We start from the raw sequence: 21,021 nt of genomic DNA, 5'->3' as shown, positions 1-21,021 counted from the left end.
ATTACCGGCTGGCATCTCTGTAGGCCGATGCCGCGTTGCGCCAGGCCTGCACGCGCTCGAGGGTTGCTTCATCGAACGAGCGGACGACGAGGTCGGCGTCCGAGCAATGCGCCGTCGAAGTCGCCATCGGCACCATCGCGTCATCCCCCTTCTGGCGCAGGTGTGGGTGTTGGCTCTGCCGGCGGCGCATTCGGATCAGCCGGCGCGTCCTCGGTAGGTGGTGCCGGGGCATCCCCCGTCGGCAGCGTGTTCTGCCCGTTCGTAGGCTGAATCGGCGATGGCGCGGCGCGCACGTTGGGCGGCGTGGTCTTGTAGTAACACGGGTCGAAGTCCCGACCGGCGATGATGCGGTAGCGCGGCCCATCCGGATTGGGCTGGGCGATAACATTCTCCGGCCGGAGGCCGAGCGCGCGTTGCAGCAGCGGGATTGCGCTGCCCTTCGCCGTCGTCGTAAAGTCAATCACCTGCGTCTTGGAATAGATGCCATCCGCATCCTGGATGCTCACCACGTTGAACCCCAACTCACGCAGCCGGTCGGCAGCCACGATGCCGAAATCGGCCTGATGTGTGCCGTTCCATACCTCGACGGCGATGCCGCTGCCGGCCTGCTGATTGAGCGGCACGTTCAAGGCCATTTGCAGGTATGGCGTGATGTTGTCTCGGTTGGGGATGAGCACGGCACCGACCACCGGCAACGTCACGCTGGTCATCCCGACATCGTCGAAATAGCGACTGCGAATGATGCTATCGTCAAAGCGATCGGCCTGAGCCGCCAGCGACAGAATTTGGTCGAGGGTGAGGTCGGTCTTGACGTTGCGGGCGAATTGGTTGAGCAGCGCCGGCAGGCGGGTGATCGCGATCAGGCTGCTGCTGCGCACTTTGTGAAGCAGTGCGCGCAACACGCGCTGCGCTCGGCGGGTGCGATCTACGTCGCCGCCGGGCACACCATAGCGCGCCCGCGCATAAGCCAAGGCCTGCAAGCCGTTCAGCTTGTATACGCCAGGGCGGGGGATATTGATCGTCTGCGTCGGCACCGCCTGTCCGGGTTGCCACACCTCGCCGGTGAAAGCGTCTGTATAGGGTGCGGTGACGGTCAGCGGCGTAACCGGATCGGCGGAATAATACGGATCCTTCGGGAAGACCTGGTAGAGCGGGCAGGTGGCGATGACCTCGATGCCGCCTAGCGTATTGACAGCGTTCACCAGGCCGGCAAAATTGATCGTGGCGTAGTAGTCCACGTTCAGGCCGAAGTTGTATTTGATGGTCTGCTTGAATACGTCCGGTCCGGCGGCAAACGCCGTGTTGACCTTGGCCATGCGCCGATTGGGGATATACACCAGCGTATCGCGCGGGATGGACAGCAGCGTCACAGCCGGGATGTTCGGGTTAATGCTGGCGATGATGATGACGTCGGTCAACATCCCCTTTTCAACAGGGCGCGTGTCCACGCCGAGCAGCGCAATGTTGATCACGCCGGGCGGCAACTTCACCGGCGCGACCGGCGGCGGGACTTCGGTGAGCGAAAGCAGACCGGTTGCTGTAATACCGGTGGTCGCAGAGACCGGCACCGCCGGCAGCGCAACGTCAGTGCCGACGAACGCGCCGAGTTCGATAGTCGGCTTGGCTGTGGGCGAAGGCAACGGCAGGGGCTGGGGCGCGCGCGTTGCAGCCGGCAGCTCGGTGGGCGTAGGCGGCATGGTAGCTGTGGGCGGTGGAATCGGTACAGCGGTGGGCGAGGCGCTCATCGTGATGACGATGGGCGTGGGCGATGGGGCGATCGCAGTGACGGTCGGCGTAATCGTGGGGACCTGATCGGCCGGAGCGGCTGAATTGCCGCACGCCGTCACGGCCGATGCCGCTCCCAGCCAAGCTGCAAGCATCCAGTAGAAGCTGGCGCGTCGCAAGCCGCGCCGGTGAGCGGTATCGGCCTTCATAATAGAGATGGCTTCAGATGACCCTGACAGCCGACCAGCCAAGCACCTCTCTGTCAGCGGGCAATAGTCCGCCGCGATCCTCATGGTCGCACCGTTCCGAACAGTCACGCAAGCTGGCCGATCACAATCTTGGGTGTGCACGCGCCGCAGCGCGCTCAACAGATCGCCTAGTCTCGCGGTCAACGATTATCCATTGATTCCACGTAAAGTTCTGTGCGTTTCCACAACGCAAGTCAGTCACGAAAGCAACTCACCTTATTTACGAGCGAACCGCTCGTTCCACATCTCCACACTGTTCACAGGGCTTTTCCTCCACAGGGTGTGAGTTTAGTCCGCGAATCCACACTTCCACACCCCAAATGTAGGGGTTATCCCAGGGTGTGAACAATCTCAATACACGTCACTTCCCGCGCCGGTCGCGCACAACGGCAACATTAAGCCTACATTTAGGGCGCGAATACATGTCGGGGCCAGATATAGGGCGTCCGGATGATTATCCCCAACATCAACAGCCCTACTATGGACTACAAACTAATTTTAGAATGGAGCATATGGCCGACAGCCCATTAGCGAAGATCGGAGAGCGCATCCGCGAAAATTTGCTGGCTAAGAATGCAGCGCGCGATAGAGCGGTGAACCTTTCTAGGGAATTGATTCGTTATTGCTCACTCGCCATCCGCGCTTCGCACCGCGACGAATGGGATGAAGCCGACCGCTTGCTCGGTGAAGCGCGTCGCGCGGCCGATGAACTTGTTACGGTCGTCCAACCGTATCCCGATTTGTGCTTTAGCGGATACACGCAAGATGCGTTGAAGGAGCTGGCCGAAGCGCATATCGCGCTGGCCATCGCACAAAATAAAACAGTCCCTGCGCCGGAGGAGATCGGCGTGGAATATGCAGCGTATCTCAATGGCCTGGCCGAAGCTGCCGGCGAGCTGCGTCGGCGTGTGCTGGACGAGATCCGCGGGGGCCACAGCCAAGAGGCCGAACGCCTGCTTGCTGCGATGGACGAGATCTACGATGTGTTGGTGATGATGGACTTCCCAGAGGCGATCACCGGCGGGCTGCGTCGCAACACCGACATGGTGCGCGGCGTGCTCGAACGCACGCGGAGCGATCTGACCGTCAGCTTCCGCGAATCGGAACTTAAGGCGGCGATTGACGCGCTGCGAGAGAAGCTGAATTAGACTCTACACCCTACGACTTGCGACTTACGACAAATAGTCGCCCACCAGCAGGTGCAATCTTTCCCGCGCTTCGGGGGATATGCGGTCGCGCGCGGTCATGACGGCATATCTCATCGCGCCGGCGCTCTCGTGTGGCAACGTCGCGACGACCGGCGCCAGGTTGGCGATCGCACGTTGCGCCAACGCCAGGTTGTCGTTCAGCCGCTGAATCACCATGTCCACCGTCACCTCGCCCTCTTCTTCGTGCCACACGTCGTAATCGGTGACATGAGCCATGATGGCGAAGTCCAATTCAGCTTCGCGGGCGAGGAAGGCTTCCGGGCAGGCGGTCATGCCGATGATGTCGCAGCCCCATGCGCGAAAGACGCGGCTTTCGGCTTGGGTGCTAAAGCGCGGGCCTTCAATGGTGATGAACACGCCGCCTTCGTGCGCCGTCCCGCCGGCGTCGCGCACCGCTCTGGCCAACGCCGCGCTGAGCGACTTTGAGAACGGCTTGCCGACCGAAACATGGCCGACCATGCCGCCCTCGAAGAACGAATAAGCGCGCTTGCCCTTGGTGAAATCGAACAGCTGATCGGGGATGACGATGTCGCGCGGGCGCAGGTGTTCGCGCAGGCTGCCGCACGCGCTCACGCTGACGACGTGTTTGACGCCCAGCGACTTGAGCGCCCAGATGTTGGCGCGATAGGGCACTTCGCTGGGGTTATAGCGGTGCCCGCGCCCATGACGGGGCAGGAAGGCGATGCGGCAACCGTGATAGGTGCCGAGCACAATTGCGTCCGACGGGTCGCCGAACGGCGTAGGGATTGTGACCTCTTCGACATCGGTGAGACCGGGCATGGCATATAGCCCGCTGCCGCCGATGACGGCCAAGGTAATGGGAGCATGAGATAACTGGGTCATTGGACAACGATAGTTTAGCAATCTCTAAATCTCCAATCTCCAATCTCCAATCTCCAATCTCCAATCATCAATGACCAATGACTACCTACCTCATCCCACGCATAATCTCGATTACCTGTTCCTTCTTGATCGCGCCGTTCCAGATGCGCCGCACCACGCCGCTGCTGTCTACGAACACGGTGGTGGGCATGCCGAGCACGCCATAGGCGTCGCTCACCTCGCCATCTGGGTCTTCGACGATGATATACGGGATGCGGTTGTTCTCGGCGAACTTCTCCAGGTTGGCGCGATCGTCGTTCGTGCCGATGCCGATGAACTCGATGTTGGGATTCGTCCGTTTGAGTTCTTCGTAAGCGGCGATCAATGCCGGCGTCTCCTCTAGGCAAGGGGGGCACCAGGATGCCCAGAAGTTAATCAGCGCCGCCTTGCCGCGCAGATCGGATAGCGCGACCGGCCGGCCGTCGAGCGTCTTGAGCGTAAATTCCGGCGCGGGCGCGCCTTCGCGCAGCAGCGCGCGTGTGGAAGGAGACAAGATCGGCAGACCGCTCTGTTGGGCTGCGCTACTGCTGCTCAAGACCAGCACGGCCAGCCCAACGCCCACCAATGTTGCGGTCGCGCCCAGCAAGATCAAGCCGAAGGGGAAGGATCGCTTTGGTGTGTCCATGTCAGCCTCAATCGCTGCGCACGGCAGTGCGTGGCGCTGCCGGCAGCGGCTTGAACGCGCTCTCGATCAGCGGGAAGATCAGCCAAGCTAGGCTAAATCCGAACAAAGCGCCGGTGATCAGGCGCAGCCCCCAAGTGCTCTCGCGGTAGGGAAGGAGGTTGAACGGGGGCTGGCTGAGCAACTGAGAGAATCCGTCAACGCCGATGGGCACGACGCCGATCAGCACAAACACGAGCCACGGCATGGGCCGCGCGCGGCGGCGCACCAGCGCGTAAGCGATGCCGTTGATGCCCATTGCGAAGTAGATCGCCACATCGCGCTGACAGAGCGCAACTTTATAGCCCATGCGCGCGTCGCCTTGAAAGTCGCGCGCCTGCAACAGGCCGATGAATGTGCCGGTGTCTATGCCCGACGCCTGCTCGAATTCCGGGCGGCTGTAGACAAACTGCTCGCCGAACAAGAAGAACGAGCGGAAGCCATAGGTATGGCACATCAGCTTATATGGCTGATAGATTATCTGTGCCAGCGCATCTAGGCCGAGCTTCTTCAAAATCGGCGCGCCGAACGGCAGCAGCGAATAGGTCAGCAGGATGCCGACCAGGACGGCCAGCCAGTGACGCTCGAAGCCGGCGCCAAGGCGGTTGAGTCGTTCAACCATCAGTGGCGCATTCTAGCGGATGGAAGACGCACGCTGCACAAGCGCCTGAAAGCTCGCGCTTTTGGGGGATAATCTATCTGCCTACAGCACAATGCGTGGCTATTGGCTTATCGAAGGCGCATCTTTGCTAAGCTTCTGAGCACACGATGCATTGCTGAGAAGGAAGAGTTTCTTTCATGCGAACCTATGTATAAGCATCAACTCGCCCACCTCGTGAGCCTCTTGCTCGTTGCTTCGAGCACCCTCGCCGGATGCAGCCAGCCTGCACCTGAGCTCACCACCGAGCCGAACGTCACGCCGCAGGTCACCGTTCAGATCAACCCGTCGGCCACGCCCGGCCCATCGCCCACCCTACGCCTGCTCGCCAACCCGATCCTGGTGGATCGCGTTCCTGTCCAGGGTGAGGAGCTGCCGGTGGACAAGCCCATCGAACTGATCTTCGACCAGCCGATGGACCGGCGCTCGGTTGAGCGCGCCCTGCGCGTGCAGAGCAGCGATGGCGTCGCCATCGCCGGCAGGCTCGAATGGCTGGGCGACAACCGCGCCGCGTTCAAGCCGAGCCAGAACTGGGCGCGCGCGGCGCGCTACAACGTCTCGCTTTCGACCGACGCGCGGAGCGCCAAGGGCTTGGGGCTAGCCCGGCCAGAGTCGTTCACCGTCAACACCATCGGCGCGCTGGCCGTCGCCCAGACGATCCCCGCCGCCAACGCGCAGGATGTCGCCGCCGACGCGACGATCACCGTACTGTTCAACCGACCGGTGGTTCCGCTCACCCTGCTCGACCAGCAGGCCGGCCTGCCTACGCCTGTCGCGTTCAATCCACCAATCCCCGGCCGTGGGCAGTGGCTCAATACCAGCATCTACGTCTTTCAGCCCTCACAGCCGCTGCAAGCCGGCGCGATCTACGAAGGCCGCGTCGCCGCCGGCCTTCAGGACACCACGGGCGCGCTGCTGGAGCGCGACTACGTTTGGACGTTCAGCGTCGCTGCGCCGGTCGTCAAATTCATCGCGCCGTCCGACGGGGCGCGGGGCATCGGCCTGCGCCAACCGATCAGTGTGACCTTCAGCCAGAAGATGGATCGCGCCAGCGCCGAGGCCGCGTTCGTCATCGAACCACCGGTGCGCGGGGCGTTCCGCTGGGCCGATGAGCCGCCCCCCGATGCGTTCGCATCAGAACAACCCGGCGAATCACCGCCCATGCCGCCCCCGCAAGCCACCGGCGAAGTGATGGCCTTCGTGCCCGCAGAGGATTATCGGCGCGGGCAGACCTACACCGTGCGTGTGAAGGCCGGCGCGCGCGCTGCTGTCGGGTCGGGCGCGACGGCCGTCGAGGCGACTACGACCTTCCAGGCCGTCCCGCTGCCGGCTGTGGTGAGCACGCGCCCGGCCAACGATCAAGCTCGCGCCTCGTCCAACGACGGCTTCTCCGTCCGCTTCAGCGCGCCGATGTCCGTGCCTACCGTCATCGCCAACCTGGCGTTCGATCCACCTATCACGCTGACCGGCGTGTATAGCTACTACGACGAGTTCAGCAACGAGTTCTCGCTCAACGTCAACCTCAAGCCGTCCACCAACTATCGTGTGCGCATCGGCGGCGATGCGGCCGACGTCTACGGCGTCAGGATCGGCCAGGATACCGAGGTGCGCTTCTCGACCGGCCCGCTGCCGCCGCTGGTGATCGTGCAGAGCGATGGATTGGTCGGCACCTACAACGCTGCGCAACCCACGCAGTTGTTCGTGCTCCATCGCAACGTCACCCGGCTGGATTTCGCGCTGGCCTCGCTCACGCCGCAACAGTTCTACGACCTCACCGGCGCGAACAACGCATATGAGAATCTGCGCACTTTCAAGCCCGGCGCCGACCAAGTAGTGCGCCGATGGACGGCGATGACCACGTCCGGGCTGAACGAATCGGCCAGCTACAAGCTCTTGCTGAGTGAGGACGGCGGCGCGTTGCCGACCGGCGTCTACCTGCTCGAAGTGAGCGCGCCGGAGTTGGTCGCCCTCGATCGCGAATTCCAGCCTGTGCGCCACATTCTCATCGTCACGAACGTGCACATCGGCCTAAAACATGGCGACCGCGAAGGGTTGGCCTGGGTGACGAACCTGAATACGGGCGCGCCCCTGTCGGGCGTGGCCGTCTCCTTCCGCGACGCTGCGTTTGCCGAGATCGCTTCCGGCGTCACCGGCACCGGCGAGGAAGCTGGCCAAGCCTTCGTCACCTTCCCTGAAAGCTACCGGCCCTACCAAACGCTTTATGCGCTGGTGGGCGAGCCGGGCGGATTAGGCCCGTTTGGCATCGCCTGGAGCGAAATGTCCTACGGCATCAACATCTACGACTTCAACCTGCCGGGGCGCTATCAGGCCGAACCATTCTTCGCTTACCTCTATACCGACCGGCCGATCTATCGCCCCGGCCAGATGGTGTTCTATAAGGGCATCGTGCGCCGCGATGACGACGCCCGCTACACCGTGCCGGCGGACGTTGCGCAGGTCAACCTCGCTATCTTCAACGGCCAAGCCCAGCAGGTGTTCAGCGCCACTGTGCCGCTGGACGCCAACGGCGGCTTCAACGGCCAGTTCACGCTGGACAACGGCGCGCCCACCGGCCAGTATTTCATTCAGGCGTGCGTCCCCAAACCCAACGTCGGCAGGGACGAGTCGCCGTGCAGCTACTACGGCGTGTCATTCCTCGTCGCCGCCTATCGCGCGCCGGAGTTCGAGGTGACGGCGACGACGGACAGGGCGGACTACCTCGACGGTGAGACGATCAACGCGACCTTCGACGCCGAATACTTCTTCGGCGGCAGCGTGGCAGGCGCGAAGGTGAGCTGGTCGTTGCTTGCCACCGATTACTTCTTCGACCGCTACACCGGCGCGGGCAACTACACCTTCGGCGACTTCGACTTCAGCCCGCGCAGCTTCTTCGGCTTCAATGAACTGATCGCCAGCGGCGAGGGTGTGACCGACGCACAGGGCCGCTTCACGCTGCGCTTGCCGGCCGACCTGAGCAAGCGCAAGACCAGCGCGCGCTTCACACTGGAAGCCAGCGTGACTGACGTCAACGACCAGAGCGTCTCGGCGCGCGCCGGCGTCGTCGTGCACAAGGGCGCGTTCTACTTCGGCATCGCCCCACGTGGCTATGTCTTCAACGCCGGCGACGAAGTCACCGCTGACGTGATCTCGGTAGGCTGGGATGGCCAACCGGTGGCCAACAAACCCGTCGTCGTCTCGTTCAACCGCCGCGAATGGTTCACGACGCAGGAACAAGACCCCTACGGCGGGCTGTACTACACCTCTGTGCCCAGCGATACCGAGGTGTTCTCGGTCACCGTCACGACCGCCGCCGACGGCAAAGCGCTGGCCAGTTTTCGGCCGCAGGAAGGCGGCGAGTACCACATCGTCGCTGCCGGCCCCACCGGCGCAGAGCCGGCCGTAGCGGCCGGCACGTCGGTCTATGTCTCGTCGGCCGGCGAATATGTGGCCTGGCGCGTGGAGAACAACGACCGCATCGAGCTGAAGGCCGACAAGCGCAGCTACCAAGTGGGCGAGACGGCCCGCGTGCTGGTGCCGTCGCCCTTCCAAGGCGCGGCCACGGCGCTGCTCACCATCGAACGCGGCGGCTTCATCCAACGCAAGACCCTCACCCTGCGCAGCAACAGCGATGTGCTCGACATCCCCATCGAGCCGAGCTTCGCGCCGAACGTCTACGTCTCAGTGATGCTCGTCAAGGGGGTGGGCAGCGACAACCCCGTGCCGGCCTACCGCTTGGGTTACACCCAGTTCGCGGTGGAGCCGACCCAGTTCGCCCTCAACATCGAGATCACGCCCGACCGGTCGCAGTATGCGCCGCGCGACACGGCCACTTACGATATTCGCGTCACCGATGTCGCCGGCAATCCCGTCCAAGCCGAGCTGTCGCTGGCGTTGGTGGATAAAGCCGTGCTCAGCCTGGCCGATTCGAACGTCGAACCGATCCTCGACGCGTTCTACGGCCGGCGCCCGCTCAGCGTGCGCACGGCGAGCACGCTCAACGTGAACGTGGATCGCATCACCGCCAAGGTGGCGGCGGCAGAAGGCAAAGGCGGCGGCGGGGGCGGCGAAGCGCTCGCCGACGCGCTATTCACCCGCCGCAACTTCAAGGACACCGCTTACTGGAACGCCGTGGTGCAGACCGGCGCCGATGGCCGGGCGCGCGTTCAGATCATCCTGCCCGACAACCTGACGACGTGGCGGATGACCGCGCGCGCCGTCACGCCCGATACGCGCGTCGGCGAGGCGATCAACGAGATCGTTTCGACCAAACCGCTGCTTGTGCGACCGGTGACCCCACGCTTCTTCGTCGCCGGCGACACGGTCACCATCGGCGCGGTGGTGAACAACAACACCGCGGCCGACCTCGACGCGCAGGTCGCCTTCGTCTCCACCGGCCTCACCCTCGTTGGGGGGAGCGCCATCCAGCGGGTCAACGTGAAGGCCGGCGGCACGGCGCGCGTGGATTGGACGGTGACCGTGCAGGAGCCGGCGATCGGCGCAGCGGCCGCGTCCGAGATCACCGTGACGGTGGCCGGCGGCGGCTTGCAGGATAGCGCGCAGCCCAGCGTCTTCGGCGCGCCGAACGGCATTCCCATCCTGCGCTATGCCGCGCCGGAGACGGTTGGCACGGCGGGCGACCTGGGCGAGCCGGGGCGCAAGCTCGAGCTGATCGCGCTGCCGCCACGCCTGAACACCGGCCAGGGCGATTTGACCGTCCGCGTGGACACCGGCCTCGGCGTTGCTGCGGCCAAGGGCGTGGAGGCGCTGGAAGCCTATCCCGACGAGAGCGCCGATCGGACGGCCTCACGCTTGATCGTGCGCCTGGCGCTGGCGCAGGCCGGCGTCCAGGCCGAAGACCTCGCCACGTTGCGGAATAACGTCGCAGCAATGCTGCAACGTCTCTACGGTCGGCAAAACAGCGACGGCGGTTGGGGTTGGTGGAGCGGCGGCGCGAGCGACCCGCTCATCAGCGCCCATGCCGTGCTGGCCATGTCGCGCGCGCGGCAGGCCGGCTTCTGGGTGGACGAAAGCACGCTGAACCGCGCGCACAACTACCTGAGCGAGCAGCTCAAACCGCCCAGCGCACTGGCCGACGCGACGGCCGCCAATCGTCAGGCCTACATCTTGTTTGCGCAGGCCGAAGCCGGCCGCGGCGACAGCGGCCGGCTGGGCGCGCTCTACGAGATCCGCGCCACGCTCAGCCACTATGGCCGGGCGCTGCTGGCCATGGCCCTGGACAAGGTGAACCCCGGCGATGCCCGCATCAAGACGCTGCTGGCCGACATCCAATCGGCGGCGATCACCAGCGCGACCGGCGTCTCGTGGCAGGAGCGCGAGCGCGACTGGGCCAACTTCTTCAGCGACACGCGCAGCACGGCCATCGTGCTGGCCGCGCTCGCACGACTTGACGCGCGCAACGCGCTCGCGCCCAATGTCGTGCGCTGGCTGATGGCGGCGCGCGCCGGCAGCGGCTGGTCCAGCACGCAGGAAACCGAATGGGCGATCGTCGCCTTCGCCGAATGGATCCAGGCGACCGATGAGCGCCCTAGCGCCTTCGATTGGCGGGTGACGCTGAACGACCAGAGCCTGATGCGCGGCCAGGCCAACCCGCAAGGCGAGTCGGCGGAAATCGTGGTTGCCGTCGGGCAACTGTTGCGCACGCAGGCCAACGAGCTGGCCTTCGAGCGCGGCGCGGGCGGGGGACGCCTGTATTACACCGCGCGCCTGCGCGCCTATGTGCCTGCCGATTCGGCGCCGGCCGTCAATCGCGGCATCGTGATCGCGCGCAAGTATGAGCTGGCCGACTGCGCGCCGGCGCCGGACAAGCCCTGCCCGGCCATTGCCGGCGCGAAGATCGGGCAGAACGTGCGCGTGCGGCTGACGATCGTCGCGCCGAGCGACCTATACTACGTGCGCGTCACCGACCCACTGCCGAGCGGCGCCGAGGTGGTGGACACCTCGTTGAAGACCAGCCAGACGCTGAACCTGGGCGACGAGCCGATCCCTCCCATCTTCGGCGGCAAGATGGGTTGGGGCTGGTGGTACTTCGCCCACCGCGAGATCTACGACGACCGCGTGGCCGTCTTCGCCAGCTACCTGCCCGCCGGCACATACGAATACACCTACGTCATCCGCCCCAGCATCGCCGGCCAGTTCAAGGTCATGCCGGCCTCGGCCGAGCAGACCTACTTCCCCGAGGTATTCGGGCGGAGCGACGGCGCGGCGTTCGCAATCGCGCGCTAGCGCGCCCCCCGGCCAGGTGCGTGCTTGGAACAGGTCAGACCGCTCGAAGCGGTCTGACCTGCTTTTCATCGAACTCTTTTTGGTAGAGACGCGCCGCGATGCGTCTCTACGGTGCGCCCCGCCCCTTTCGATAAACGGTGCTTGAGTTCACACTGATCTTTCTGATCAGCCGGCCGCCCGCGCCATCGCGCGCAGCAGGGCTTGCAGGTCGCGGATAGCCACGATGATCGCTGCTGGGCGGGCATCCTCCGATGTGAGCCGGGCGAGCACCTGGCCGTGTAGGTGCGCCTCGGCGCGGTCATGCGCGTCGCCGACCCCGAGGTGATGCGAAGTCGCGCGCAGCGCATGCAGGCGATCGTGCACCTGCTGCGCCAAGCGCTGCGCCTCGGCGCGGTGGCTGCGTCGCACCAGCGTCCTCAGCGCGTTGAGGTCCGTCAGGATGGCGTTCAGGCGCGTGCGATATTCCTGCTGGCTAAAGATCGGCGGTGGAGTAGGTGATGGCGCGACGGCTATCGGCGTCGCAGCCGGGCGCGGCGCCGGGGTGGCCTGCGCCGCCGGTGCAGGCGCGAACGGATCGCTGAAGCGCGGGTTTGTGACGAAATGCCAATCCGTCAGGCTCTCCAAAAAGGCAATCAGGTCTTGCCGCTGCGCATCGGTGAGCGTGAAGCCGGACACCAGGCCATTCTTCAACGGGCTGAGCCGCCCATCGCCGGCATATGGGCCGCTGGTGATTTTGCGCCCGCCGCGCTCGTAGAAGCGGATCACCTCTTCTAGCGTGGCTATGCTGCCGTCGTGCATGTAAGGCGCGGTGAGCGCCACGTTGCGCAGCGATGGCGGTCGGAAGCGCCCCATATCGGTTGGATCGTTGGTCAATTCCTTCACGCCCTCGTTGTCGGGCGGGTAGGCGCCCTTGCCGTCAATGTTGTACAGGCCGGTGTTGAAGAATGGCCGCTCGATGAAGACTGCGCCGGAGAAGGTGGTCGAAGCGCTCAGGTTGAAACCGGTGTGGCAGTGGTGGCACTCTAAATCCTCGGAGAAGAACATCTGCATGCCGCGGATGGCGGACGGGGTGAGCGCGGCCTGGTCGCCGGCCAGATAGCGGTCGTAAGGCGAATCGAACGAGGTAAGGCCACGGGTGAACGTCGCCAATGCATACACGATGTTCTTCCAGGTGATCGGCTCGGCTTCGCCGGGGAAGGCCGCCGCGAACATCCGCCGATACTGCGGGTCGGCGCGGAAGCGGTCGAGCACTTCCTGCTCTTTGCCGGTGATGCCCAGCTCGACCGGGAATTCGCCGAACATCGGGATCGGGATTTGCTTCTCGATCTCGGTGAGCAGCGGGTTGGCCCACGTCAGCGTTGAGAACCAGGCGACGTTGGCGAGCGACTGCGCGTTGCGCGGGTGAATCTCGCCAGTGCTGCCGATGCTCTGGGGCCGGCCGTCGGTGAAGGCCAGGCGCTGTTGGTGGCATGTCGCGCACGACTGCCTGCCGTTGCCGGAGAGACGCGCGTCGTAGAACAGATAGCGGCCCAGCTCGAACTTCTCCGGCGTCATCGGGTTCCATTCCGGCACGCGCGGCGGCGGCACGTGCGAAGGCAAGGCCCACACCCACGCGCGCGGCGATGCGACGGCCGGCTGTGGCTGGCGCATGGCGGTCAAGCCCGAACCGATGCACGCCAGGGCCAGCGCAATCATCAGCGCGCCGGGCGAGCGGCGCAAGGCTTCACAGCCCCAGCGAGTAAATGATCTCATCGGCGATCTCCTCGGCCGACATGCCTAGCGGGAAGCACATCGTCCAAAGCCCTTGCGGGTTCAGGTAGATGATGTAGGGTGTGAGCGGGACGAGCGCGCCGCCGGCGTGATGCGGAGACCGCAGTATGGTCACGCCGTGCTTGTGCGCGAAAGGTAAGACCGTCTGTGCATCTGCCGTCAGCGCCATGAAGTCCGGGTCGTATGAGCGCACCAGCCGCAGCAGCGAGTGCGGGCGGTCGCGCCCCACGTCCACACCGATCATCACGAATCGCACGCGTGCAGCCTGCGCGCCGAGCGCGGCTTTCACGCGCGTGAACTGTTTCAATACGTGTGTGCAGAGGCCGTCGCAGTCGAGCGTGCCGAAGAACAGCAACACCCCATAGCCGCGCAGCTCATCCAGCGTAAAAGGATCCAAGTGACCGTTCACGAAGGTCACGTTTGGCGGCTGTGACGGTGCGCGAATATGAATCGCCCGCTGCAACGGGGCGTCGGTGTATTGCGGCATGGCCAACGGTGCGATGGCGCGCCAGGCCATGCGCAGGTGCATGCGCGTCCGCGCGATGCCGAGCCGTGCCCATCGGCCGGCGAAGGGCGCGCCGGCGACCATCCCGGCGCACAGTAACGCGGCGAGAAAGGCGTAGCCGATGGGCTTGGGCTGCGTCATGTGAAGGGGCAGATGGCGCATGGGGGCGCATTGCCCTTTGCGCCATCTGCCGATGGCGAATCAGCGACCCAGCGTCATCAAGTAGCCGATCAGCGCTTCCAGTTCAGATTCGCTAATCTGATCCTTGAAGTTCTGGATCATCACGCCCTTCGGGCAGGGGCCGGTGGGACATTGAGCGACGACGAAGGCGTTCGGATTGAGGATGGACTCGCGGATGTACGCCTCGACCGTTGTCGCCTTGCCCTCACTGTTCTTGTACTCCGCGCTGGCGATGGTCTTTTGTGCATTGGTATAGAGGTTGTCCAGCGCCGGCCCGACTGCGCCCTCGGCGAAGCCTTGGATGGCGTGGCAGGCCTGGCAGCCATATTTGTTGTAGGCTTCCTTGCCCTTGGCCACTACATCGGCGGGCACTTTGGTCGGCTCGGCGGCTGGGGCAGCCGGCGGCGCCTGGGTTGGCTCAGGAGCCGAGCCGCCCCCGCATGCCGTCAACGCCAGCGCAACGCCGGCGGAGACGGCCAGCAACGTGTATCGGATGCCTTTTTTGTAGTGCTTTGTGTTCGTCATGTCGGTTGCTACACTCCTTTGTGAAAGTTTGCGGACTCGATCAACAGGACGGATGCATGGCGCGCCCATCCCAGGAATCAACGAGATCAGGGTTTCGGCGCGGCCTCGGCGCGGAAGAAGCGTTGGCCGCGGCAGCCATTCACGCACTGGCCTTTGGCCAGCGAGAGGCCGAAGTTCGGGATCAGCCGGCGGCAATCGGGGTCATCCACGCCGGACATGCAGCCGGCCGGCTTGGGCGTGGATTGGGCGATGTTGACATTCGTCAATAGGCCGGCCAGGTCGGCCACGATCTGGTCCTTGCTCGGGTCGAAGCGGTTTAACCGAATGGTGACCACGTTGGGGTTGTTGCAGGGCTTCTCCGGCGGCTTATTGGCCATGCCGTGCGGATCGCTGCTATGACCCTTCTCCATCTTGCCGCAGCCGGTGCTGCCCAGGTGGATGAACCACTTGTCGTTGGGCGGCGCGCTGTTGGTGGCCAGGTCAATCCGCACGAACTTGTAGCCGGTCTGCCAGTTCCACCATAGGGCCTGGATGTTGAGCGGCGCGGCTTCGACGGCTACATCGGCGTGATTCAGCTCGAACGGGATGCCAACGTCGAAGACGATGCCGGTGTACTTGCCGGCCGGCGCCTTGCCGACGATCACATCGCGCAGGTCGGCGTTGCCGGTCTCCTTGCACATTCCGGTGCCATCCTCGAAGTCGAGCAGCGCCACGCGATCGGTCTGCCATTTGCCATCCGGGACGAGTTCGAACGGCACTTCGCCGCCGGGACCGATCAAGCGGATGTTCGAGATATACAGCCGGGCGTCCATGATCTGCGCCGCAGTGCGCCGCGCGCCCAGGTTCTTGATCTCCTTGCCGCAAGCGACCGGCTCTTTGCCTGCTTTGAAAGCGAACTTCAACGTCATCTCGGCCATCTCGGCCAGGGTGAATTTGAAGCTCCCTTTCTCGGTGTGACCATCGGTGGATAGCGTCTTCCATTCCACGGTATAGCTGCCCGCGGCGAGCGTGGTCGGCACCTCGGCGATCAGCGTCTTCTTGGCCTTGTCCTCCGGATCGAGCATGGGCTTGCCGAGTTCGATCTTGGTCTTCTTTTCGTCAATCAGCGCGATCGAGTGACCAACGGCTTGAAGTTCTTCGCTGAACACCAACTTGATCTGTTTCGGCGAAACGCCAACGGTCGAGTTCGGCGCCGGGTCGGCGCTGACGAGCATGGCGTGCGCATGGGTCGTTCGGTTCGTCGTCAGGATGAGCGATGCGGCAAGTGCAAAGATTGCCGCCCGCCGAATCGAATTTTTCATCTGTTCTGAGATAGGGGGCGTGCGCGCCATTCCAGCGCGAACGCAACGGCGCCCGCTGCGAGGATCGCCAGAGCGGCGATCTGCAACGCGCGCTGAAAGCCTGGATCCGTCATCAGCATCATGTGCGTCGAGCCGTCGGGCATCTGGTGAGTTACCACATGGTGCGGCGGCGAGGTGGAAGCCAACAGGGCCGCGCCGGCAAAGATGCCGACCACGAGGAGCACCTCCGCCAGCAGCGTGCGGCTGAAACGCCGCACGTCGGCTTGCGTCTTCATGCGTCGGCGGGTCACGAACTTATGCAGCGCCGCCAGTGCGACGGCGCCTACCGCGAGAACAATCTTGAGCAGGATCAGCCGACCGTAGTCGGAGCCTCGGAGCGCAGCGGCATCGGCGACGTGCACCGATGAGAGCGCGATTCCTGTGCCGGCGGCGAGCGCGACGCCGGCGATGCCGAACGGCGAGAATCGCCCGATCAACATGCGCGTCATTTCGACGTCCCCACGCGCTTCGTCGCGCGGCGCGCAACGTGCGGCGATGAGCAGGGCGATCAGGCCGCCGCCCCACAGCGCGCCGGCGAGGAGGTGCGCGCAATCCGCAGCGACCGGCATCCACCCTGCGCCCATCGCTGCGCTGTGGCTGGTGCGGGTGAGGGTCGCCTGCGCTGCCAGCCCCACCAGCGCGCAGCCGGCCAGCCAGGTTGCCGGAGTCGCGCTGAACTTCAGGATGATGAGCGCCATCAACCCCAGCGCCACTCGGGCCATCCACATCTGGCCGAGCAGCGAGCGCTGCACGAACTCGGCCCACTCCGCGACGCTGCTGAACTCCAGTTCGAGCGGCATGACTTGCGCGACGAAGAAGGCCGTTGCGCCGACCAGCATCGCCAGCGAAGCTGCGATCAAACTGCGCCGGGCAAGCGCCAGGATCGGCTGGCTGACGGCGCCGTGGCGGCGGAAGACCGGCAGTACGACGCCGGCCAGTCCGATTGGCAAGCCGACCATGAGCATGAGCGCGATATAGATCACCGCTCGCGCCGGCGGCTCCAATGCGTTGATCATGCCTCCAGTTAGAGACTGAGATGTGATGACACAAGCGCGTGTATGCGAAGGTCATTCGTGATGCGCCTCGAACGCGCCGCACGCGCTCGGCGCGCCGGCGGGACATCACGACGTGAAAGTGGGGAAGATTAGCTAGGACGTGGGGGCGGTGTGGGCACGGCGAGGACCGGCTCACTCAGATGCAAGCGCAGGATGACGAAGCGCAGCACGATCGCCGATGCGCCGATCGTGAGACCCAGCGCCAGGAGAAACTCCGTGACGCTGTTCACCATCTGCTTCAGGCGCACCAAAGGCGCGGGGGCGTCGCCGTGGTGATCCGCGCGCTGCGACTTGCGTTCGGACAGGCTCAGCGCGTGCAGGCGGGCCATCTCGGCGAGCGAAGTCCGCGGACGGGCAACGTAGCGTTGCAGTTCGCAGAACTGCAGACACAACATCGGCGCAGCGATGACGAGTCCTGCGATGAACAGCAAGGTCGCCTGGCGCAACACGCGCATACGGCCGGCAATATAACTCAAGCAACGGCGCCGAGTAGTGCACACTGGCGCTCGCCTGGCGTGATGAAAGTCACGCCGCGGTCGGCTGCCGGCTGCGATTCGGCCTTTGGGGGCTAAAATAATTGCCGTCGGTGGTAATATCCTGAACGCCTAGCCAGGAGGATTCAGCTCATGAAACGAAGCGTCCTACCGTGCTTAGGGATGTTCGCAGTCGCGACGTTGACGCTCAGCGCTGCTGCGCGCGCCCAATCCGCCGCTGATGTGCCGTTGCCCCCACCCTTCATGCCCGACGCGGCAAACGCTACCCAAGCTCTTCCCCCTCCGCCCGCAACCGTTCAACCCTCGGCTACCGCATCCTTCGACCCCACGACGCAAACGCCCGACCTGATGCTTGATGAAGCGCGCACGGTTTACCTGGTGAACCTCACTCGGCAAGCACACGGCTTGCCGCCGTTGAAAGCGAATTGGAACCTCACCGTGGCTGCGCGTTGGTTCTCCTGGGACTCAACGGAGAACCGCCCGGGCGGCTACTGCGGACATCAGGATACCAACGGACAATGGCCCAGCGATCGCGGGCCGCGGTTCGGCTATCCCTCAAGTCTGGTCGCAGAGAACGCGTTCTGTGGCTACGTCACCCCGGAACAAGGCATCGAAGGGTGGATGAACAGCCCCGGGCATCGCGATAACATGCTTAACCCGGAATCCCGTGAAATTGGCCTGGGGTATTACCGCAACAGCACCGGCCGCGGATACATCGCTAAGAAACTTGCGCTCGATCACCCGTTCGGCGGAGTCATCATCGCGCATGAGGCCATCAGCACGCCCACTCCCCTGGTCAGCTTATACACGCAGCATTTCACCGCCCATGCCACATTGCTCGGATTTGGTCCGGCGCTCCAGATGCGGGTGAGCGAATCCCCCTGTTTCGAAGGGGCGAGCTGGATAACCTTCACCCCGACGTTCTCTTGGACGTTGTCCCCGGGTGAGGGTTGGAAGACGGTGTGGTCCCAGACTCGCGATGCATGGGGGCGCACGATGACCACGAACGACGTGATCTACTACGGTGCTTCCGTACCTCTGGACCAACTCGACCAATACGCACTGCGCCCCTCCCAAGTCGTGACCACGGTCACCTTGTTCAACGTCCCACCTCCTGGCGCCTGGACTGGCGTCCAGTTCAGCAACAGTTGGCTGGCCGACGACCGTGACGCCAATTTTAAGGTGTGGTGGGGCAGCGGTGAACGCGTCAACGACGCCCTCGCGCGCGGCGGCACTGCGCACCGTCTGTTCAGCCGCGGGACGTTCGCTTGGGTGTGGGATACCCAATTCATCACCAACACCCCGATGGTGGCTTATTTCCGGCTGAAGACTCCTAACAACACTTCTGGCGCCCCCCTCATCCGAATCGGAGTCGAGTCAAACCACACCGTAGTTGCCTCGCGCACCTTGCGCAGCGTGGATTTCGCTGCGCCGAATCAATACCAGGTGTTCCCCCTCAAATTCACCTTTGACAACCGGAGCGACCCGTTCCTGAAATTCACCCTAAGCATGGTGGGCGACGGCGAAGTTTACTTTGACGTGGTGCTGGTCTTTACCGAGGCGCAGCCACTCACCACGCCGCTGACGTGGGTGGTGCCGCGGGGATATCGCGGCCGGGGGATCTGGGTGCGCTACGTCAACGGCGACCAAGTCTCGCCGATCTACGCGGGCATGGTGCACCCTCCTTCCATCGAGGTCGCCACCTCCGGCATGACCTTCCTGGCAGGGCACAACGGCCCGCCCCCGCCTGCGCAGCGCCGCACCGTGCGAGCTGCCTGCACCGGTGGATGGCAGGTGCAAAGCAGCGCGCCCTGGCTTACCGCACAGCAGGACGGCGACGCGCTTGTCGCGCAGGTTCAGCCGCTGGGCTTGTCCGTCGGCGAGCACAGCGCCCAACTGACGCTGCGCCCCAATCAACAAGTGCACTTGGCGCCCGTGGTCATCCCGGTGCGCCTGATCGTGGCCGAGCAGGTGCACCGTCGCCACCTGCCCTACATCGCCCACAACGGGGCACGCTAAAGCCGCGTTCGACGCCGATGACGCATCCGAAGCGCCGGGCGCGTTACCCTATGCGGGGGCAGCCGCAAATCCCCGCCGGCTTCTCGAAGCACGCATCCAGGCCGTGGTTTGTTACGCGTCGCAACTGCGGGCCGTCTTTGGCGATGCCGAACTCATGCCCGAGCGCGTGCGCAGCCATGTCAGGCGCGTCGGTGGTGAGCGTTACTTCCGCGCAGGGCCGGACGCCTGCGCGCGCGCATCAGACAAGCTCAGGCGCGCGACCACCTCCACGTGCCGCGTCTGCGGGAACAGGTCGAGCGGCTGAACGCTTTCCAGCGCGTAGCCGGCGTCCAACAATCGGCGCAGATCGCGCGCAAGCGTGGCCGGATCACACGAAACATAAACGACGCGCGGCACGCGCAAAGCGATTAAGCGGTCCAACGCCAGACGCGCCATCCCCGCTCGTGGCGGATCAAGCACCACCGCATCCCACCGCACACGACGCAACGCCGGGCGCGCCAGCGCCTCGCCGACATCCGCAGCCCACACCTCGGCCGCCAAGCCAGCGACGTTCCGATGTGCAGCGCGCACGGCCGCTGCATCGCGCTCGACCCCCAACACATAGGCCACCCGCTCGGCCAAAGGACGCGTGAACAGCCCAACGCCACAATACAGGTCTAGCACGCGCCACGTCGGTTGCGGGTCCAAAACGCGCAGCGCCTCCATCACCAACACCTCGGCCATGGCAGTATTGACTTGGAAGAAAGCCTCCGCCGGCACAAAGTAGCGCCACCTCCCCAGGGTGATGGTCCCGTCGGTGTTCAGGGCATGAGGATGGGCGCCGACCACCCGCGGACCATCATCGAACAGGCGAAGGTCGGCAAAAGCGACATTCGCCGTCGGCAACGTCGCGATGAGCGTGTTCAACGCAGGGGGTGCTATGGGACAGGCCTGGATTGGCGTGACGGTGTGCGTGTGACGCATCCGGTAGCCCCAACCCGCACTGTCATCACTGGCGACGAGCTGAATGCGATTGCGATAGCCAAAAGCATGGAGCGCAGGCACGCATGGCCGCAGTGGGGGATCCGCGATGCCGCCTAAGCGATGCAATTGTTCGCGCACCAAGCCGGTTTTGAAGTCAACCTGGGCCGGGTAAGCGATATGCTGCCAGTCACATCCCCCACACCGCGTGAAATGCGGGCACATCGGCATCACCCGCGCCTTGGAAGGGCAGAGCACGCCGTGCAACGCGGCGCGCACAAAACGCCGCCGCTCATGCGTGATGCGAATTGCCACGCGCTCGCCCGGCAGGCCAAACGGCACAAAAGCGATCCGGCCATCCGGCAAACGCCCGACGGCCTCGCCCGTGGGCGCCAGCGCGGTCAAGGTCACTTCGTGCGTCATGAGGAGGGTGCCTCAGGCCAATCATACGCGTCATCCAAGCCGGACGACCGTTTTCATCCCGTAGGCTGAATCGGTGGCTGTAGCGCAGGAACGCGGCCGGTGTGCGCGCAGATGATGCGGCCCTT

General features: G+C 64.4%; 15 protein-coding genes. 3 read left to right on the top strand and 12 right to left on the bottom strand.

Features of this window, described 5'->3' with window-relative positions:
- Position 1 precedes the first annotated feature (1 nt).
- Both GXH28_RS16670 and GXH28_RS10215 read right to left on the bottom strand, forming a co-directional pair.
- Complete coding sequence (locus GXH28_RS16670; RefSeq protein ID WP_255464569.1) at positions 2–127, bottom strand: hypothetical protein; 126 nt, start codon at positions 125–127, stop codon at positions 2–4.
- A 13-nt stretch (positions 128–140) separates the two neighbouring features.
- The gene (locus GXH28_RS10215) at positions 141–1,934 is read right to left on the bottom strand and encodes an LCP family protein (protein ID WP_169238924.1); all 1,794 of its coding nucleotides are present in this window, start codon (positions 1,932–1,934) and stop codon (positions 141–143) included.
- 551 nt (positions 1,935–2,485) lie between these two features.
- On the opposite strand from GXH28_RS10215, the gene GXH28_RS10210 reads away from it, so the two are divergent.
- Complete coding sequence (locus GXH28_RS10210) at positions 2,486–3,121, top strand: haloacid dehalogenase (protein WP_169238923.1); 636 nt, start codon at positions 2,486–2,488, stop codon at positions 3,119–3,121.
- Between the two features lie 24 nt (positions 3,122–3,145).
- Here GXH28_RS10210 and mtnP read toward each other — a convergent pair whose 3' ends face one another.
- From mtnP to GXH28_RS10195, 3 genes are all read right to left on the bottom strand, one after another.
- Positions 3,146–4,024, bottom strand: a complete 879-nt coding sequence (gene mtnP / locus GXH28_RS10205) for an S-methyl-5'-thioadenosine phosphorylase (RefSeq protein WP_169238922.1) — start codon at positions 4,022–4,024, stop codon at positions 3,146–3,148.
- 85 nt (positions 4,025–4,109) lie between these two features.
- Positions 4,110–4,688: a peroxiredoxin family protein gene (locus tag GXH28_RS10200; protein ID WP_169238921.1), complete on the bottom strand. Its 579-nt coding sequence runs from the start codon at positions 4,686–4,688 to the stop codon at positions 4,110–4,112.
- A 7-nt stretch (positions 4,689–4,695) separates the two neighbouring features.
- The gene (locus GXH28_RS10195) at positions 4,696–5,346 is read right to left on the bottom strand and encodes a DUF2085 domain-containing protein (protein WP_169238920.1); all 651 of its coding nucleotides are present in this window, start codon (positions 5,344–5,346) and stop codon (positions 4,696–4,698) included.
- A 186-nt stretch (positions 5,347–5,532) separates the two neighbouring features.
- Between GXH28_RS10195 and GXH28_RS10190 the strand changes: the two genes are divergently transcribed.
- Complete coding sequence (locus tag GXH28_RS10190) at positions 5,533–11,625, top strand: Ig-like domain-containing protein (protein WP_169238919.1); 6,093 nt, start codon at positions 5,533–5,535, stop codon at positions 11,623–11,625.
- 165 nt (positions 11,626–11,790) lie between these two features.
- Here GXH28_RS10190 and GXH28_RS10185 read toward each other — a convergent pair whose 3' ends face one another.
- From GXH28_RS10185 to GXH28_RS10160, 6 genes are all read right to left on the bottom strand, one after another.
- A complete protein-coding gene (locus GXH28_RS10185) occupies positions 11,791–13,377 on the bottom strand; it encodes a methanobactin export MATE transporter MbnM (protein WP_169238918.1) in 1,587 nt (528 codons plus the stop codon).
- Positions 13,349–14,062 carry an SCO family protein gene (locus GXH28_RS10180; protein ID WP_169238917.1) on the bottom strand — a complete coding sequence of 238 codons (714 nt, stop codon included), beginning with the start codon at positions 14,060–14,062 and terminating at the stop codon, positions 13,349–13,351. Before GXH28_RS10180 ends, GXH28_RS10185 begins: the two co-directional genes overlap by 29 nt.
- 39 nt (positions 14,063–14,101) lie before the next feature.
- Positions 14,102–14,605, bottom strand: a complete 504-nt coding sequence (locus tag GXH28_RS10175) for a c-type cytochrome (protein ID WP_169238916.1) — start codon at positions 14,603–14,605, stop codon at positions 14,102–14,104.
- A gap of 86 nt (positions 14,606–14,691) precedes the next feature.
- Complete coding sequence (locus GXH28_RS10170) at positions 14,692–15,906, bottom strand: MbnP family copper-binding protein (RefSeq protein ID WP_169238915.1); 1,215 nt, start codon at positions 15,904–15,906, stop codon at positions 14,692–14,694.
- A complete protein-coding gene (locus tag GXH28_RS10165; protein ID WP_169238914.1) occupies positions 15,903–16,961 on the bottom strand; it encodes a copper resistance D family protein in 1,059 nt (352 codons plus the stop codon). The genes GXH28_RS10170 and GXH28_RS10165 overlap by 4 nt, the downstream gene beginning before the upstream one ends.
- Positions 16,962–17,089: 128 nt before the next feature.
- The gene (locus tag GXH28_RS10160) at positions 17,090–17,455 is read right to left on the bottom strand and encodes a hypothetical protein (protein WP_169238913.1); all 366 of its coding nucleotides are present in this window, start codon (positions 17,453–17,455) and stop codon (positions 17,090–17,092) included.
- A gap of 171 nt (positions 17,456–17,626) precedes the next feature.
- Between GXH28_RS10160 and GXH28_RS10155 the strand changes: the two genes are divergently transcribed.
- The gene (locus GXH28_RS10155) at positions 17,627–19,513 is read left to right on the top strand and encodes a CAP domain-containing protein (RefSeq protein WP_169238912.1); all 1,887 of its coding nucleotides are present in this window, start codon (positions 17,627–17,629) and stop codon (positions 19,511–19,513) included.
- 201 nt (positions 19,514–19,714) lie between these two features.
- Here the strand turns inward: GXH28_RS10155 and GXH28_RS10150 are convergent, their stop codons facing one another.
- Positions 19,715–20,896: a class I SAM-dependent RNA methyltransferase gene (locus GXH28_RS10150; protein WP_169238911.1), complete on the bottom strand. Its 1,182-nt coding sequence runs from the start codon at positions 20,894–20,896 to the stop codon at positions 19,715–19,717.
- Positions 20,897–21,021: the final 125 nt, after the last annotated feature.

It is taken from the genome of Candidatus Roseilinea sp. NK_OTU-006 (assembly GCF_012931985.1).
Classification (GTDB): Bacteria; Chloroflexota; Anaerolineae; order J036; family Brachytrichaceae; genus JAAFGM01.
The sequence above is the reverse complement of the archived record's forward strand: the minus strand, read 5'-3'. Positions and strand labels throughout refer to the sequence as shown.

Excerpts from the sequence above, each read along its gene's own strand:
- GXH28_RS16670 (WP_255464569.1), bottom strand. The coding sequence starts at position 127 with ATGGCGACTTCGACGGCGCATTGCTCGGACGCCGACCTCGTCGTCCGC.
- GXH28_RS10215 (WP_169238924.1), bottom strand. The coding sequence starts at position 1,934 with ATGAAGGCCGATACCGCTCACCGGCGCGGCTTGCGACGCGCCAGCTTC.
- GXH28_RS10210 (WP_169238923.1), top strand. The coding sequence starts at position 2,486 with ATGGCCGACAGCCCATTAGCGAAGATCGGAGAGCGCATCCGCGAAAAT.
- mtnP (WP_169238922.1), bottom strand. The coding sequence starts at position 4,024 with ATGACCCAGTTATCTCATGCTCCCATTACCTTGGCCGTCATCGGCGGC.
- GXH28_RS10200 (WP_169238921.1), bottom strand. The coding sequence starts at position 4,688 with ATGGACACACCAAAGCGATCCTTCCCCTTCGGCTTGATCTTGCTGGGC.
- GXH28_RS10195 (WP_169238920.1), bottom strand. The coding sequence starts at position 5,346 with ATGGTTGAACGACTCAACCGCCTTGGCGCCGGCTTCGAGCGTCACTGG.
- GXH28_RS10190 (WP_169238919.1), top strand. The coding sequence starts at position 5,533 with ATGTATAAGCATCAACTCGCCCACCTCGTGAGCCTCTTGCTCGTTGCT.
- GXH28_RS10185 (WP_169238918.1), bottom strand. The coding sequence starts at position 13,377 with ATGAGATCATTTACTCGCTGGGGCTGTGAAGCCTTGCGCCGCTCGCCC.
- GXH28_RS10180 (WP_169238917.1), bottom strand. The coding sequence starts at position 14,062 with ATGCGCCATCTGCCCCTTCACATGACGCAGCCCAAGCCCATCGGCTAC.
- GXH28_RS10175 (WP_169238916.1), bottom strand. The coding sequence starts at position 14,605 with ATGACGAACACAAAGCACTACAAAAAAGGCATCCGATACACGTTGCTG.
- GXH28_RS10170 (WP_169238915.1), bottom strand. The coding sequence starts at position 15,906 with ATGAAAAATTCGATTCGGCGGGCGGCAATCTTTGCACTTGCCGCATCG.
- GXH28_RS10165 (WP_169238914.1), bottom strand. The coding sequence starts at position 16,961 with ATGATCAACGCATTGGAGCCGCCGGCGCGAGCGGTGATCTATATCGCG.
- GXH28_RS10160 (WP_169238913.1), bottom strand. The coding sequence starts at position 17,455 with ATGCGCGTGTTGCGCCAGGCGACCTTGCTGTTCATCGCAGGACTCGTC.
- GXH28_RS10155 (WP_169238912.1), top strand. The coding sequence starts at position 17,627 with ATGAAACGAAGCGTCCTACCGTGCTTAGGGATGTTCGCAGTCGCGACG.
- GXH28_RS10150 (WP_169238911.1), bottom strand. The coding sequence starts at position 20,896 with ATGACGCACGAAGTGACCTTGACCGCGCTGGCGCCCACGGGCGAGGCC.